15 protein-coding genes and 1 pseudogene are annotated in these 13,690 nt (G+C 72.2%); 9 read left to right on the top strand and 7 right to left on the bottom strand.

Annotated elements, in window-relative coordinates; all coding sequences use genetic code 11:
• Positions 1–285: pseudogene (locus IE318_RS25020) on the bottom strand (AfsR/SARP family transcriptional regulator); the annotation flags it as partial.
• Positions 286–529: 244 nt separating this feature from the next.
• Between IE318_RS25020 and IE318_RS25015 the strand changes: the two are divergent.
• Positions 530–1,330 carry a site-2 protease family protein gene (locus tag IE318_RS25015; RefSeq protein ID WP_189903839.1) on the top strand — a complete coding sequence of 267 codons (801 nt, stop codon included), beginning with the start codon at positions 530–532 and terminating at the stop codon, positions 1,328–1,330.
• On the opposite strand, the gene IE318_RS25010 is transcribed toward IE318_RS25015, so the two are convergent.
• A complete protein-coding gene (locus tag IE318_RS25010) occupies positions 1,320–1,505 on the bottom strand; it encodes a hypothetical protein (protein ID WP_030169447.1) in 186 nt (61 codons plus the stop codon). The two genes, IE318_RS25015 and IE318_RS25010, sit on opposite strands and share 11 nt — an antisense overlap.
• An 87-nt stretch (positions 1,506–1,592) precedes the next feature.
• On the bottom strand, positions 1,593–2,315 hold the full coding sequence (gene npdG, locus IE318_RS25005; protein ID WP_030169449.1) for an NADPH-dependent F420 reductase: 723 nt from the start codon (positions 2,313–2,315) through the stop codon (positions 1,593–1,595).
• Between the two features lie 175 nt (positions 2,316–2,490).
• Here npdG and IE318_RS25000 point away from each other — a divergent pair, with 175 nt between their 5' ends.
• Both IE318_RS25000 and IE318_RS24995 read left to right on the top strand, forming a co-directional pair.
• A complete protein-coding gene (locus IE318_RS25000) occupies positions 2,491–3,096 on the top strand; it encodes a hypothetical protein (RefSeq protein ID WP_030169451.1) in 606 nt (201 codons plus the stop codon).
• Between the two features lie 172 nt (positions 3,097–3,268).
• Complete coding sequence (locus tag IE318_RS24995) at positions 3,269–4,597, top strand: MFS transporter (protein WP_189904002.1); 1,329 nt, start codon at positions 3,269–3,271, stop codon at positions 4,595–4,597.
• A gap of 13 nt (positions 4,598–4,610) precedes the next feature.
• Here IE318_RS24995 and IE318_RS24990 read toward each other — a convergent pair whose 3' ends face one another.
• Positions 4,611–4,841: a hypothetical protein gene (locus IE318_RS24990; protein ID WP_030169456.1), complete on the bottom strand. Its 231-nt coding sequence runs from the start codon at positions 4,839–4,841 to the stop codon at positions 4,611–4,613.
• Positions 4,842–4,899: 58 nt separating this feature from the next.
• Between IE318_RS24990 and map the strand changes: the two genes are divergently transcribed.
• A complete protein-coding gene (gene map, locus IE318_RS24985; protein WP_189903837.1) occupies positions 4,900–5,757 on the top strand; it encodes a type I methionyl aminopeptidase in 858 nt (285 codons plus the stop codon).
• A 12-nt stretch (positions 5,758–5,769) separates the two neighbouring features.
• Here the strand turns inward: map and IE318_RS24980 are convergent, their stop codons facing one another.
• Complete coding sequence (locus tag IE318_RS24980) at positions 5,770–6,423, bottom strand: PhzF family phenazine biosynthesis protein (protein ID WP_030169460.1); 654 nt, start codon at positions 6,421–6,423, stop codon at positions 5,770–5,772.
• A 124-nt stretch (positions 6,424–6,547) separates the two neighbouring features.
• Between IE318_RS24980 and efeO the strand changes: the two genes are divergently transcribed.
• From efeO to IE318_RS24960, 4 genes are read left to right on the top strand one after another with little or no spacing between them, the layout of a single operon-like run.
• Positions 6,548–7,687, top strand: a complete 1,140-nt coding sequence (efeO, locus tag IE318_RS24975; protein WP_189903835.1) for an iron uptake system protein EfeO — start codon at positions 6,548–6,550, stop codon at positions 7,685–7,687.
• A 20-nt stretch (positions 7,688–7,707) separates the two neighbouring features.
• Positions 7,708–9,012: an iron uptake transporter deferrochelatase/peroxidase subunit gene (gene efeB, locus IE318_RS24970; RefSeq protein WP_189903833.1), complete on the top strand. Its 1,305-nt coding sequence runs from the start codon at positions 7,708–7,710 to the stop codon at positions 9,010–9,012.
• 3 nt (positions 9,013–9,015) lie between these two features.
• Complete coding sequence (efeU, locus tag IE318_RS24965; protein WP_189903831.1) at positions 9,016–9,888, top strand: iron uptake transporter permease EfeU; 873 nt, start codon at positions 9,016–9,018, stop codon at positions 9,886–9,888.
• Positions 9,848–10,888, top strand: coding sequence for an SCO2278 family lipoprotein (locus IE318_RS24960; RefSeq protein ID WP_189903829.1), 1,041 nt, complete (start codon positions 9,848–9,850; stop codon positions 10,886–10,888). Before efeU ends, IE318_RS24960 begins: the two co-directional genes overlap by 41 nt.
• A gap of 189 nt (positions 10,889–11,077) precedes the next feature.
• On the opposite strand, the gene IE318_RS24955 is transcribed toward IE318_RS24960, so the two are convergent.
• Complete coding sequence (locus IE318_RS24955; RefSeq protein WP_189903826.1) at positions 11,078–11,815, bottom strand: bifunctional DNA primase/polymerase; 738 nt, start codon at positions 11,813–11,815, stop codon at positions 11,078–11,080.
• Between the two features lie 113 nt (positions 11,816–11,928).
• Positions 11,929–12,543 (bottom strand): TetR/AcrR family transcriptional regulator, encoded by a 615-nt coding sequence (locus tag IE318_RS24950; protein ID WP_189903824.1) that lies wholly within the window; start codon positions 12,541–12,543, stop codon positions 11,929–11,931.
• 225 nt (positions 12,544–12,768) lie between these two features.
• Here IE318_RS24950 and ddaH point away from each other — a divergent pair, with 225 nt between their 5' ends.
• Entirely contained in the window at positions 12,769–13,596 is an 828-nt protein-coding gene (gene ddaH, locus IE318_RS24945; protein ID WP_229903730.1) for a dimethylargininase, read from the top strand.
• Positions 13,597–13,690: the final 94 nt, after the last annotated feature.

Here is a 13,690-nt window from a genome sequence, read left to right as displayed (position 1 = left end):
GGCGGTGGCGGTGAGCCGGTAGCCGCCCTCGGCGGAGGCGATCGCGTCGGCGCCGAGCGCCCGGCGCAGCCGCCCGACCAGCGCCTGCAGCGCACCCGTGGCGTCGGCGGGCGGATCGCCGGACCACACCTCGTCGACCAGGACACGGACCGGGACCGTACGGCCGGGCCGCAGGGCGAGCACGGTCAGCAGGGCACGCAGCCGCGCCCCGCCGACCGGGACGACCGTGCCGTCCGGGCGGAGTGCCTGCGTGGTGCCGAGGATGCGATAGCGCACGGGGTCCATTGTCTCCAGGGACGTCAGGGCCGGTCACGGGGGTTGCGCGGCGCGGCGCCCGGTGGTGTCGGGAAGCGGGGTCCCGGTGCACGCGCCGAGCCCCCGCCCCACAGGCCCCACAGGCCCCACTCACCACGAATCCCCGTGAAAAGGACCCACCGAAGGAACCCGTCACCCGACGCGAGACGTTCATCCCTTGCGCCCGGTACGGTCGGACGCCCGGACGGACCAGGACGACCACAGGAGTTTCCCGATGACCACCGTCACCACCCGCCACAGCGACCGGCGGATGAGTCCCGTGTTCGTCGGGATCCTCGCCGTCACCGCCGTCACGGGCTGGGCCACCTGGACCGGGTTCGCCGAGCAGCCGGGCGTCGCGGTGTTCCTGTTCGTGACGGCGGCCTGGATCGTCTCCCTGTGCCTGCACGAGTACGCGCACGCGCGCACCGCGCTGCACAGCGGGGACATCACGGTCGGCGCGAAGGGCTACCTCACGCTGAACCCGCTGAAGTACACGCACGCCCTGCTGAGCATCGTGCTCCCGGTGATCTTCGTGATCATGGGCGGGATCGGCCTGCCGGGCGGTGCGGTGTTCATCGAGCGGTCCCGGATCCGTGGCCGCTGGCGGCACAGCCTGATCTCGGCGGCGGGCCCGCTGACGAACGTGCTGTTCGCGGCGGTGTGCACGGCCCCGTTCTGGCTGCACGCGCTGGACGGCGTGCCCCGCGACTTCCGCTTCGCCCTGGCGTTCCTCGCGCTGCTCCAGGTCACGGCCGCGATCCTGAACTTCCTCCCGGTCCCGGGCCTGGACGGCTACGGGGTCATCGAGCCGTGGCTGTCGTACAAGGTCAAGCACCAGGTGGAGCCGTTCGCGCCGTTCGGCCTGCTGATCGTGTTCGCGCTGCTGTGGGTGCCGTCGATCAACAGCGTCTTCTTCGACGTGATCCACGCGATCCTGCGGGGCCTGGGGATCAGCGAGTTCGACAGCTACTGCGGCCAGGAGGCGTACCGCTTCTGGCAGGGCACGAACGAGCTCTGCACGCTCAGCCCGTGACGGACCCGTTCCGGGCGGCCCGGCCCCGGCGCGCGTAGTACCAGGTCATGTTGGACGACAGCCCCGCCAGCAGGATCCACACGATTCCCAGCCAGCTGCCCTGGACGAAGGAGACGACCGCCGCGGCCACGGAGAGCACGCAGACGATCAGGGCGTAGAGGGCGAGGCGAGGCATGTCGGTCGGCTCCTGTCGGGGGACACTGCCGGGTCGGGCCGGGTGTCGTGCTGGGTACTTCTTCGGCCACCAGTGTCCCCCATGAGGTCATACGTCCGTGACGCGGAGCCCGGCGTGCGCCTTGTACCGGCGGTTCACCGAGATCAGGTTCGCGACCAGGGACTCGACCTGGTGGGCGTTGCGCAGCCGGCCGGCGAAGATGCCGCGCATGCCGGGGATGCGGCCCGCCAGCGCCTGGACGGTCTCGACGTCGGCGCGCTCCTCGCCGAGGACCATGACGTCGGTGTCGATCTGCTCGATCTCCGGGTCCAGCAGCAGGACCGCCGACAGGTGGTGGAAGGCCGCCGTCACCCGTGAGTCCGGCAGCAGGGCGGCGGCCTGCTCGGCGGCGCTGCCCTCCTCGGGCCTGAGGGCGTAGGCCCCCTTCTTGTCGAAGCCGAGCGGGTTGACGCAGTCCACGACGAGCTTGCCGGCCAGCTCCTCGCGCAGCGCTTCGAGAGTCTTGCCGTGGCCCTCCCAGGGCACGGCGACGATCACCAAGTCGCTGCGGCGGGCGGCCTCGGCGTTCTCGGCGCCCTCGACACCGTGACCGATCTCCTCCGCCGCCGCCTGCGCGCGCTCGGCGGCCCGGGAGCCGATGATCACCTTCTGGCCGGACCGGGCGAGGCGGTAGGCGAGGCCCTTGCCCTGCGGACCGGTCCCGCCGAGCACGCCGACGACCAGCCCGGAGACGTCGGGCAGGTCCCAGGGGTCCTTGGCGGGGGCCTTCTGCGCACTCTGTGCACCCTGTGCACCGTCGGTAGAGGTCATGGGCCGACTCTACGTCCGCGACGGCCGCGCCACCCGCTCGGGTGTGCCACGCCACGGGCCTCGTCGGCGGGCCTCACCGCCGACCGGCCCCCATGTCCCGCCGATGTCCCCAGGGCGGGCGAATTCCGGCCGAACTCCGCCTGGCGCAGGGCCGTTTGCGGCAGGATGCGCGCGTATGGACGCCGTACGGGTCGCATGGCTGCGTGAAGTGCTCAGCGGAACCGAGTGGTTGGGTGCCACCCGGCGGTTCGCGGGCGTGCTGCGGGGGTCGGTCGTGTCGCACGGGGGCGGGCTGCTGCTCGTGGGCACGCCCGAGTACGAGCCGTGGCACCTGGCCGCGCATCTGGTGGACGAGGCCGCCTGGTCGGGCACCCCGGAGCTGGCGCCGACCCTGGTACGGCACGACGCGCGCCCCTCGGACCCGGCGCACCTGGCCGTCGGGCTCGGCCGGCTGGAGGCGGCCCGGCGCGGCGAGACGCTGCTCGTCGTGGCTCCCGAGGAGCCCGAGCCCGCCCCGCTGCTGGGGCGGGTGCACGAGGCGCGGCGGGCCGGGGCGACGGTGCTGGCCCTGGGGCCGGGCGGGGGCGAGCTGGCGGCGATGGCGCACGAGACGCTGGCGGTGCCGGAGGGCGCGGAGCTGGACCTGGACACCGTGCAGCACCTGGTCAGCGCGGCGGCCGGGGAGAACGCGCTGCCGTCCGGACGGGGCCGCGGACGGTTCCGCGACCGCCTGTCCAGACTGACGGAACTGCTGACGGCTCCACCGCCGTCGCGCTGGTAGCACCCCACCACGCCGGCAGCACACGCCTCCGCACGGGCAGCGCACGCCTCCGTGCGCCGCCGGCGCACGGAAAACCAGTTGCCCGCGCCGGTCGCCCGCCTGAGCATGGCGCGACGTGACCGACGCCGCCGCACCCACCGAACCCGCGCAGCCCGTGGAACCCGCGAAGCCCGTGGAACCCGCAGAGTCTGCGGAGACCCCCGTCGCCGCCGCCCCACCCTCCGGTCTGCGGGCCCTGCTCCCCGACCTCGCCCCCTGGCGGGCCTCCCGGGACTTTCGTCGGCTGTGGGTGTCGGGCCTGATCTCGAACTTCGGCAGCTTCCTCACCTTCGTCGCGCTGCCGGTGCAGATGAAGGAGCTGACCGGCTCGGCCGCGGCGGTGGGTGCGATCGGTGCCGTGGAGCTGGTGCCGCTGATCGTGTTCGGGCTGTACGGCGGGGCGTTGGCCGACGCGCTGGACAAGCGGCGGCTGATCGTGTGGAGCGAGGCCGGCCAGGGTGTGCTGAGCGCCGTCCTGCTGGTGAACGCGATGCTGCCGCACCCGACGGTGTGGCCGCTGTACGTGGTGGCCGCGCTGTCCTCGGCGCTGGGCGCCGTGCAGCGTCCGGCGCTGGACTCGCTGTGGCCGAGGATCGTGGCGCACGAGCACCTGCCGGCGGCGACGGCGCTGAACTCGCTGCGCTGGACGGCCGGGGGCGTGGCGGGCCCGGCCCTGGCGGGCGTGATGGTGGCGTACGCGGGGCTGGCCCCGGCCTACGCGGCCGATGCGGCGACGTTCGTGGTCTCCGTCGCGCTCGTGGTGCGCATCGCCGCCCAGCCCGCCTCGCACGAGGCCGCGAAGCCGTCACTGCGGGCGATCGCGGAGGGCGCCCGGTACGCCTGGGGCCGCAAGGAGCTGCTCGGGACGTACGTCGTCGATCTGGCGGCGATGTTCCTGGCGATGCCGCTGGCCGTGCTGCCGTTCCTCGCGGACGAGCTGGACGCCCGCTGGGCGCTGGGCCTGATGTACGCGACGGTGCCGCTGGGGTCGCTGCTGGTGAGCGTCACCAGCGGCTGGACGTCCCGGGTGCACCGGCACGGGCGGATGGTGGTGCTGGCGGCGCTGCTGTGGGGCCTGGCGGTGGCCGCCGCGGGTGTCGTGGGCGATGTGTGGCTGGTGCTGCTGTTCCTGACCGTGGCCGGGGGCTGCGACATGGTCAGCGGGATCTTCCGCGGTGCCATGTGGAACCAGACGATCCCGGACGCGCTGCGCGGCCGGCTCGCCGGGATCGAGCTGCTGTCCTACTCGGTGGGCCCGCAGCTGGGCCAGGTCCGCTCGGGCGGCGTGGCCGCCTGGTGGGGCGTACGGGCGTCGGTGTGGTCGGGCGGGCTGCTGTGCGCGGGTGCGGTGGGGCTGCTGGCCGTGTGCCTGCCGGGGCTGACGAGGTACGACGCCCGGACGAACGAGCACGCGGTGCGGCTGCGCGAGGAGCGCGCAGCCGCGGTCCGGACACCGGCGTGATCGGCCCGGCTGATCAGCCCTCTTCGCTCTCGCCGGCGGCCGTGTCGTGCCACCGGGGGTCGTTCTCCCATTGGAGGTTGCGCTCGCGGGCGGTCTCCATCGCGTGCTGGGCCTCCTGCCGGGAGGCGTACGGGCCGAACCGGTCCTTGGCGGGACACTCGGGTCCCTCCTCGACCTTCTGGTGCTCCAGGCAGTAGAACCACTCGCCCGGCTTTCCGACGGTGCGCTTCTTGAACAGGGGCATGACCAGCTCCTCTCGCCACGGACATGTTCCCCCATCCCCGCTGGATAGACTCGCTGTCATGTCTGGCCAGTCGCTGCTCGTCCCCGGGGAGCTCTCCCCCACCCGTTCCGTACCCGGAAACATCCGCCGCCCCGAGTACGTCGGCAAGCCCGCGCCGAAGCCGTACACCGGGCCGGAGGTGCAGACGCCGGAGACCGTCGAGGCGATGCGGGTCGCCGGACGGATCGCCGCCCAGGCGATGGAGGAGGCGGCCAGGCACATCGCGCCGGGAGTGACCACGGACGAGCTGGACCGGGTGGCGCACGAGTACATGTGCGACCACGGCGCCTACCCCTCGACGCTCGGCTACCGGGGCTTCCCCAAGTCGCTGTGCACCTCGATCAACGAGGTGATCTGCCACGGCATCCCGGACTCGACGGTGCTGCGGGACGGCGACATCGTCAACCTGGACGTGACGGCGTACATCGGCGGGGTGCACGGTGACAACAACGCCACGTACCTGGTCGGTGACGTCGACGAGGAGAGCCGCCTGCTCGTGGAACGCACCCGCGAGTCCCTGAACCGCGCGATCAAGGCGGTCAGGCCGGGCCGCCAGATCAACGTCATCGGCCGGGTCATCGAGTCCTACGCCAAGCGCTTCGGCTACGGAGTGGTCCGCGACTTCACCGGCCACGGCATCAACTCGTCCTTCCACTCCGGCCTGATCATCCCCCACTACGACAGCCCGCACGCCACCGCGCTCATGCGCCCCGGCATGACCTTCACCATCGAACCGATGCTGACCCTCGGCACCCACGAGTACGACGTCTGGGACGACGGCTGGACGGTGGTCACCAAGGACCGCAAACGCACCGCCCAGTTCGAACACACCCTGGTGGTCACGGAAACGGGCGCGGAGATCCTGACGCTGCCCTGACGCTGAGCCCCGTCAGCGCTCCTGCCCCTCCAGGACCACCCGGCCCCCCACCTCCACCCAGCCGCCCGGCTGGGGGGCCGTCAGGATCTGGGAGCCGCTGCCCTGGGTGATGTTGAGGGCACGGCCCAGTTCGGCGGTGAGCAGGAGGGCTGCCGCGCCTGTCGCCTCGTCCTCGTCGATGCCGTCGTCGCGGCCGGGGAAGGCGCGGGCGCGGATGCGGCCGGCGGGTTCGTCCTCCCAGGACCAGGCGTAGATCCACTCCCCTGGTGGGGGGATCTCGAGGTCGTCGACCTCCGAGGGAGTGGCGTACTGGCGCAGGGTGCGCGGCGGGGCCCACTCCGGGCGGGCCTCGATCCAGGTGAACTCGCCGTCCAGGCGGGTGCCTACCGGGCCCGCGGGGGTGACCAGTTCGGGGACGTCCAGGAGCCAGGCGGTGCCGACGCAGGGGTGGCCGGCGAACGGCAGGCGCAGGGTGGGGGTGTAGATGTCGATGACGCCGCGCTCCGGGTCGTCGACGAACACCGTCTCGCTGAAGCCCAGTTTCGCCGCGAGCGCCTGGCGGTCGTCCCGGTCGGGGAGCAGGGAGCCGTCGCGGACCACGCCCAGCTCGTTGCCGTAGCCACCGCGGGGCCCGCAGAAGACGCGCAGCACGTCGTAGTCGGTCACCGGGGCATTCAAACAGACGTCCGCGATCAAGTGAGAGGTGAATCACCGGACCCCGGGGGTATGGCCGAGGTAAGCCTGCGCTAAGTTAGGTGAGCCTCACCAACTGTTCCCGTCTGGAGCCTGCATGCGAGCCGTCCGACTCCCCGTCGTCACCGCCGCCGCCACCGCGGCCGCTCTGACCGCCCTGACGGCCTGCACCGCCAAGAGCGAGGCCAAGGACGGCGACGCGATCCAGGTGACCGCCGCCGACTCCACCTGCGAGACCTCGGCCAAGAGTGTTCCGGCCGGTCAGGTCACGCTGAAGATAGAGAACAAGGGGTCCAAGGCGACCGAGGTCGAGATCCTGTTCCCGGACGACCGGATCGTCTCGGAGAAGGAGAACATCGGCCCCGGCACCAAGTACACGCTGACCGCCGAGGTGAAGGCGGGCTCGTACGAGATCGCCTGCCGGCCGGGGATGAAGGGGCACGGCGTACGGCAGAAGCTCACCGTCACCGGCTCCGGCGCGGCCGCCGAGCGGGACCCGCGGCTGGACGAGGCCGTCGCCGCCTACCGCCAGTACGCCCAGGACCAGGCCGACGAGACCCTGCCCCGCGTCGAGACGTTCGTGAAGGCGGTCAAGGACGGGGACGTCGCCGCCGCCAAGAAGGCCTACGCCCCCTCCCGGCTCGGCTGGGAGCGCACCGAGCCGGTCGCCGAGTCCTTCGGTGACATCGACCCCAAGGTCGACGTCCGCGAGGACGGCCTGGAGCAGGGCCAGAAGTGGACCGGCTGGCACCGGCTGGAGATGGCCCTGTGGAAGAACGGGAAGATCGGCGCCGAGGAGAAGACCCTCGCCGACCAGCTGGTCACCGATCTGAAGGACTGGCAGAAGCGGGTCGGCACCGCCGAGATCACCCCGACCTCCATGGCCAACGGTGCCAAGGAACTCCTCGACGAGGTCGCCACCGGCAAGGTCACCGGTGAGGAGGAGCGCTACTCCCACACCGACCTCGTCGACTTCAAGGGCAACGTCGAGGGCGCGCAGAAGGCCTACGGGCTGCTGAAGCCCGTGGCCGCCAAGAACGACCCGGCCCTCACCAAGGAGCTGGACAAGCAGTTCACCGCGCTCGACGCACTGCTCGACAAGTACCGCACGGACAAGTCGTCGTACGACTTCACCTCCTACGACAAGCTCGGCGAGGACCAGCGCAAGGAGCTCTCGGACGCGGTGAACGCGCTCGCCGAGCCGCTGTCCAAGCTCGCCGCCGCCGTCGTCAAGTAGGGAGCAGGAGGGCGAGACCGATGACCGAGACCCAGGCACAGAGCCAGAGCCAGAGCGAGGGCGACAGCCCTTCGGAGCAGGGGCGCAGGCCCTCCCGCCGGGCCCTCATCGGCTGGGGCGGGGCCGGGCTGGCGTTGGGCGCCGTCGCCGCCGGCGGCGCGATGGCCATGGCCACCGGCGAGGACGACACGGAGGCGTCCGGCGCGGACGCCGGTGGCGCGGTGGAGTTCCACGGCGCCCACCAGGCGGGCATCGCCACGCCGGTGCAGGACCGGCTGCACTTCGCCGCGTTCGACGTGAAGACCGACGACCGCGCCGAGTTCGTGCAGATGCTGAAGGACTGGACGGCCGCCGCGCGCCGGATGACCGCCGGGAAGACGGTCGGCGAGGGCGCGTACGGCGGGCTCGCCGAGGCGCCGCCCGACGACACCGGCGAGGCCCTCGGCCTCAAGCCCTCCCGGCTGACCCTCACCATCGGCTTCGGCCCTTCCCTGTTCGAGAAGTTCGGGCTGACGGACAAGCGGCCCGCCGCCCTGGTCGACCTGCCCAAGTTCCCCGGCGACAACCTCGACCGCACCCGCACCGGCGGCGACCTGTGCATCCAGGCCTGCGCGGACGACCCGCAGGTCGCCGTGCACGCGATCCGCAACCTGGCCCGCATCGGCTTCGGCAAGGTCGCCATCCGCTGGTCCCAGCTCGGCTTCGGCAAGACCTCCTCGACGACCCCCGGCTCCCAGACCCCGCGCAACCTCTTCGGGTTCAAGGACGGCACCCGCAACATCGCCGGCACCGAGACCGACCGGCTGAAGAAGTTCGTGTGGGTCGGCGACGGGGACACCGGCGCGAAGGACGCCTGGATGAGCGGGGGTTCGTACCTGGTCGCCCGGCGCATCCGGATGAACGTCGAGACCTGGGACCGTACCTCGCTGCAGGAGCAGGAGGACGTCTTCGGCCGGGACAAGGGCGAGGGCGCGCCCGTCGGCAAGGCGAAGGAGCACGACGAGCCGTTCCTGAAGGCGATGAAGCCCGACGCGCACGTACGGCTCGCGCACCCCGACGCCAACGGCGGGATCACGATCCTGCGCCGGGGCTACTCCTTCACCGACGGCACGGACGGCCTGGGCCGGCTCGACGCGGGCCTGTTCTTCCTGGCCTACCAGCGCGACGTGCGCAAGGGGTTCATCCCGCTGCAGCGCAAGCTGTCGGCGCACGACGCGCTCAACGAGTACATCCAGCACGTGGGTTCGGCGGTCTTCGCGATTCCGCCGGGCGTTCGCGACGCGAACGACTGGTGGGGGCGCACCCTGCTGTCCGAGGAGGCGTAGGCAGTGTTCTCCAACTACCTGATCGGTCTGCGCGAGGGGCTGGAGGCCAGCCTCGTCGTGTGCATCCTGATCGCCTACCTGGTCAAGACCGGCCGCAGGGACGCCCTGAGGCCGATCTGGACCGGGATCGGCATCGCCGTCGCCATCGCCATGGGCTTCGGCAGCGTCCTCGAGTTCGGCTCCCAGGAGCTGACGTTCCAGGCGCAGGAGGCCCTCGGCGGCTCGCTGTCCGTGCTCGCGGTGGGCCTGGTGACCTGGATGGTCTTCTGGATGCGGCGCACCGCCCGGCATCTGAAGTCCGAGCTGCACGGCAAGCTGGACCAGGCGCTGGCGATGGGCACGGGCGCGCTGGTGGTCACCGCGTTCCTGGCCGTGGGCCGGGAGGGCCTGGAGACCGCGCTGTTCGTGTGGGCGTCCGTGCACGCCGCCTCCGACGGCACCCCGCGCCCGCTGGTCGGCGTGGCCCTGGGCCTGGCGACCGCGGTGCTGCTCGGCTGGCTGTTCTACCGGGGCGCGCTGAAGATCAACCTCGCCAAGTTCTTCACCTGGACCGGCGCCATGCTGGTCGTGGTCGCGGCGGGCGTGCTGGCGTACGGCTTCCACGACCTCCAGGAGGCCGACTGGCTGCCGGGCCTGACCAGCCTGGCCTTCGACATCAGCGGCACGATTCCGCCGGACAGCTGGTACGGCACGCTGCTGAAGGGCGTGTTGAACTTCCAGCCCGACCCGACGGTCCTTCAGGTCACGGTGTGGCTGCTGTACCTGGTCCCCACCCTCACGCTGTTCTTCGCCCCGGTAGGGTTCCCCTCCGGGAAGGGGAAGGTGACGGTAGCTGATGAGCAGGGTTCGCGGCCCTCGCAGGCGTCGCAGGCTTAGCAGGGTCGGGCTTCGCAGGCTCGAGCGAAAGGTCCTGATCGCGGCCACGGTGACCGCGCTGTCGTGGACGGCGAGCGGGTGCGTGGTGGTGCACGGGGAGCGCGAGGTGCTCCCGGCCACCACGCGTGCCGAGGCCGCGAAGGCGCTCGCGCAGTTCACGGACGTGTACAACAAGGCCGACAAGGCCTACGACAGCTCCCTGGACGCGGGTCATGTCACGGGCGCCTTCGGCGCCATCGACGCGGCACGGCTGAAGGCCGGCCACATCAACAGCCCGAGCGGGAACGACCGGCACACTCCGCTGACGCTCACCGACGCCAGGTTCACGATCCCGAAGAAGGCCGGCTGGCCGCGCTGGTTCCTCGCCGACGCCAAGGGCAACAAGGGCGGCAGCGCGCGCTGGCTGCTGGTGTTCACCCGCGGCGACCTGAACGAGACGTGGAAGGTGGCCTATCTGACGCTGGTGGCCCCCGCGAACGTACCGAAGTTCAAGCAGGACAAGGACGGTTGGGCCGAGGCCGTGCCCGCCGACTCCCCCGGGCTGACCGCCCGTCCGGGCGACCTGAGCCAGGCCTACGCCACCTATCTGAAGGACGGCGGCGACACCTTCGCCCCGGGGCAGCACACCACCACCTGGCGCTCGCTGCGCGCCCGGAACGCCGTCAAGCCGGGCCTGGCCACGCAGTACATCGACGAGCCGCTCACGAACGGCGCCTACGCCCCGCTGGCGCTGCGCACCGCCGACGGCGGCGCGCTGGTGTTCTTCGTCACGCACCACTACATGAAGCAGACCGCCGCCTCGGGCGCGACCGTGCCGCGCCCGAACAAGGCCGTGCAGGCGCTGACCAAGGGCGAGATCAAGCAGTCGCTGACGATGGAGTTCGTCTCCAACGAGGTGGTGCTGGACCCGGCGGCGGGCTCGGCGGGCTCGGGCAGCACCCAGGGGAAGGTCGCGGTCGTGGGGCGCGTGCAGGGGATGACGGCGGCGCAGGGCGGGTGACGCGGAGCCGTCTTCCGGGGCGGAATGCGGGGACGCTTCCGCGGGTGCCTTCCGGGGCGGCTTGCAGGGACCTCTTCGGCGGTATGTTCCGGAGCGGCTCGCGGGGCCGCTTCGGCGGGTGTGTTCCGGGGGCGCCTTCCGCGGGCTGGTTACGGCGGCGGCTTCAGTGGGCTGCTTGCGGCGGCGGCTTCAGTGGCCCAGGGGCCAGGCCGCGCCGATGGGGCCGGGTTCCTGGCCGGCGTGGCGGGCGCAGGCGTCGGTGAGGGCCTCCAGGAGGCTGAGCGGGTCGGGCAGCGGATGCTCGGGGCCGCGTACCCAGCGCACCGACCGGTCGACGTCGCCGGGCAGCCGGGCCGGCGGTACGAGGACATAGGAGCCTCGGCAGTGCCAGCGCAGCCCCGGGTGCTCGTCCATGGTCTCCGGGTGGCAGTCCAGCTCGCAGGGCCACCACTCGTCCTCGTCCTCGGGGGTGCCGCGGGTGAGGGTGAAGAACAGCATGCGGCCGTCGTCGCTCTCGGCGACCGGTCCCGTCTCGACGCCGGCGGCGAGCAGCCGCTCCAGGGCCTCCCGTCCGGCCTCCACCGGCACGTCCAGTACGTCGTGCACCATGCCGGTCGCGGTGATGAAGTTCGCCTGCGGCTGGTGCCGGGACCAGCGCTCGATCTGCGCGCGGTCGGTCGTGGACTGCGTCTGCCAGGCGAACGACACCGGGTGCCGGGCGGGCGTGGGACAGCCGACGCGGTCGCAGGAGCAGCCGTAGCCGGGTCCCGGGTGTGCGGCGGGCGCGAGGGGCAGTCCCGCGGCGGCGGCGGCGAGCAGCAGGGCCTCTCGGCCGCCGTCCCCGGCGGCCTCCTTCGGGCGGCATCCGCGCAGCCACTGGGAGAGTTTGCCCTGCCGGCCGGTTCGGCCGCCGAACTCCGCGCTCATCTATCCCCTCGCCTCGCTGGTGTGGACAGCTACGTCTGGACAGCTGCGTCCATGGTCGCACCATCCCGCGGCCGCGGTGACCGCGGCCCCGTGTCCGGGCCGGGGGTCGCTGCTCAGCGTGGTGCCAGTCCGTACAGCGCGTAGTCGACGAGCGTGTCGGTGTAGGCGTACGTGATGGGGGCCGTGCGCTGCAGCCAGCGCTGGGCGAGCGGGGAGACGAAGAGTTCCAGGGCGATGCGGGGGTCGACGTCGGGGCGTACGGCCCCGGTGGCCTGGGCGGCGCGCAGCCGGTTCACGTACAGCTGGAGCTGCGGTTCCAGCAGCTTGGCCACGAACTCCCGGCTGAGCTGCTCGTTCACCAAACCCTCGGCGGCCAGTGCCCGCGACGGCGCCTCGAACCTCGGATCGAGCAGTTCGTCGACGGTGGCGCGCAGCACCGCCTTGAGGTCGGCGGCGAGGTCGCCGGTGTCGGGGATCTCGTACGGCACCTGCCCGGCCTGCCGGGCCGCCTGCTCGCCGAGGTCGAGGAACGCCTCCAGGAGCACGTCCGCCTTCGACGGCCACCACCGGTAGATCGTCTGCTTGCCCACTCCGGCCCGGGCGGCGATTCCCTCGATCGTGGTCTTCGGGTAACCGACCTCGGCGACGAGCGCGAGGGCGGCGTCGTAGATCGCGCGACGGGACTTCTCACTGCGGCGGGTGGCGTCGGGGACGGGCTTCTTGACCATGGGGCGACGGTAGCAGGGGGGTGAGACGGGGCGTCTCGCCGCAGCGGCGTGCTTCTCGGGTACGTGCCGCTCGGGTGCGTGCGACTCGGGTGCGTGCGACTCGGGTGCGTGCGGTCAGGTGTGTGCCACTCAGGTGGGCGAAGCCCGGTGCCCGGCCCGCGCGCCACGGCCGTACCGGGCGCACCATGGGCTCGAAGCAGCCCTGCGGTACCCGAGGAGCACGCCTTGGCCCGTTCCCGCAGCGCCACACCCCGGCGCTTTCTGATGTGCCCACCCGCACACTTCGACCTCACGTACTCCACCGAGCCGTGGACGGATGCGGCCAAGCCGGTCGACGTGGCGCTGGCCCTGGCCCAGTGGGAGCGGCTGCGCGACGTGTACCGGTCGCTCGGCCACACCGTCGAGGAGCTGACGCCCGATCCGACGCTGCCGGACATGGTGTTCACGGCGAACGGCGCCACGGTGGTCGACGGGCGGGTGTTCGGCGCCCGGTTCGCCCAGCCGCGGCGGGAGCCGGAGGCCGAGACGCACCTGGAGTGGTTCGCGGCGAACGGGTTCGCGCATCTGCATGTGCCGGTCCACATCAACGAGGGCGAGGGCGATGTCGCCGTCACCGCCTCCTGTCTGCTGGCGGGGCACGGCTTCCGGACGAACCCGCTCGCGCACGGCGAGGCACAGGAGTTCTTCGGGCGGCCGGTGATCGGTCTGGAGCTGGTCGACCCCCGCTTTCACCACCTCGGGCTGGCGCTGGCCGTGCTCGACGACGTGGCGGGCGAGGTGGCGTACTACCCGCCGGCCTTCTCGCCCGGCAGCCGGGAGGTGCTCCGGCGGTTGTTCCCGGACGCGCTGGTCGCGGCCGAGGAGGACGCGGTGGCGCTCGGGCTGAACGCGGTATCCGACGGGCTGCACGTGGTGCTGCCGCAGACGGCGGCGGGTCTGTGCGGTGCGCTGCGCGAGCGGGGGTTCGAGCCGATCGGGGTGGAGATGGGCGAGCTGCACAAGGGGGGCGGGAGCGTGAAGTGCTGCTCGCTGGAGCTGCGCGGGATGCCGTGAGTGCGGGTGAGCGGTGGTGCCGTCGCGCGTCCTGTGCGTGGGTGGGTCGGGGCCGTGGTGGTGCGTCCAGCCCGCCGCACCGGGATGCCGTGAG

It is taken from the genome of Streptomyces spiralis, from assembly GCF_014654675.1.
Lineage (GTDB): Bacteria > Actinomycetota > Actinomycetes > Streptomycetales > Streptomycetaceae > Streptomyces > Streptomyces spiralis.
This window is presented reverse-complemented; position numbering and strand designations above follow the sequence as displayed.

What these genes read in the sequence shown, in the direction of transcription:
- IE318_RS25015 (WP_189903839.1), top strand. Translation starts at nt 530, where the DNA reads ATGACCACCGTCACCACCCGCCACAGCGACCGGCGGATGAGTCCCGTG.
- IE318_RS25010 (WP_030169447.1), bottom strand. Translation starts at nt 1,505, where the DNA reads ATGCCTCGCCTCGCCCTCTACGCCCTGATCGTCTGCGTGCTCTCCGTG.
- npdG (WP_030169449.1), bottom strand. Translation starts at nt 2,315, where the DNA reads ATGACCTCTACCGACGGTGCACAGGGTGCACAGAGTGCGCAGAAGGCC.
- IE318_RS25000 (WP_030169451.1), top strand. Translation starts at nt 2,491, where the DNA reads ATGGACGCCGTACGGGTCGCATGGCTGCGTGAAGTGCTCAGCGGAACC.
- IE318_RS24990 (WP_030169456.1), bottom strand. Translation starts at nt 4,841, where the DNA reads ATGCCCCTGTTCAAGAAGCGCACCGTCGGAAAGCCGGGCGAGTGGTTC.
- map (WP_189903837.1), top strand. Translation starts at nt 4,900, where the DNA reads ATGTCTGGCCAGTCGCTGCTCGTCCCCGGGGAGCTCTCCCCCACCCGT.
- efeO (WP_189903835.1), top strand. Translation starts at nt 6,548, where the DNA reads ATGCGAGCCGTCCGACTCCCCGTCGTCACCGCCGCCGCCACCGCGGCC.
- efeB (WP_189903833.1), top strand. Translation starts at nt 7,708, where the DNA reads ATGACCGAGACCCAGGCACAGAGCCAGAGCCAGAGCGAGGGCGACAGC.
- IE318_RS24960 (WP_189903829.1), top strand. Translation starts at nt 9,848, where the DNA reads ATGAGCAGGGTTCGCGGCCCTCGCAGGCGTCGCAGGCTTAGCAGGGTC.
- IE318_RS24955 (WP_189903826.1), bottom strand. Translation starts at nt 11,815, where the DNA reads ATGAGCGCGGAGTTCGGCGGCCGAACCGGCCGGCAGGGCAAACTCTCC.
- IE318_RS24950 (WP_189903824.1), bottom strand. Translation starts at nt 12,543, where the DNA reads ATGGTCAAGAAGCCCGTCCCCGACGCCACCCGCCGCAGTGAGAAGTCC.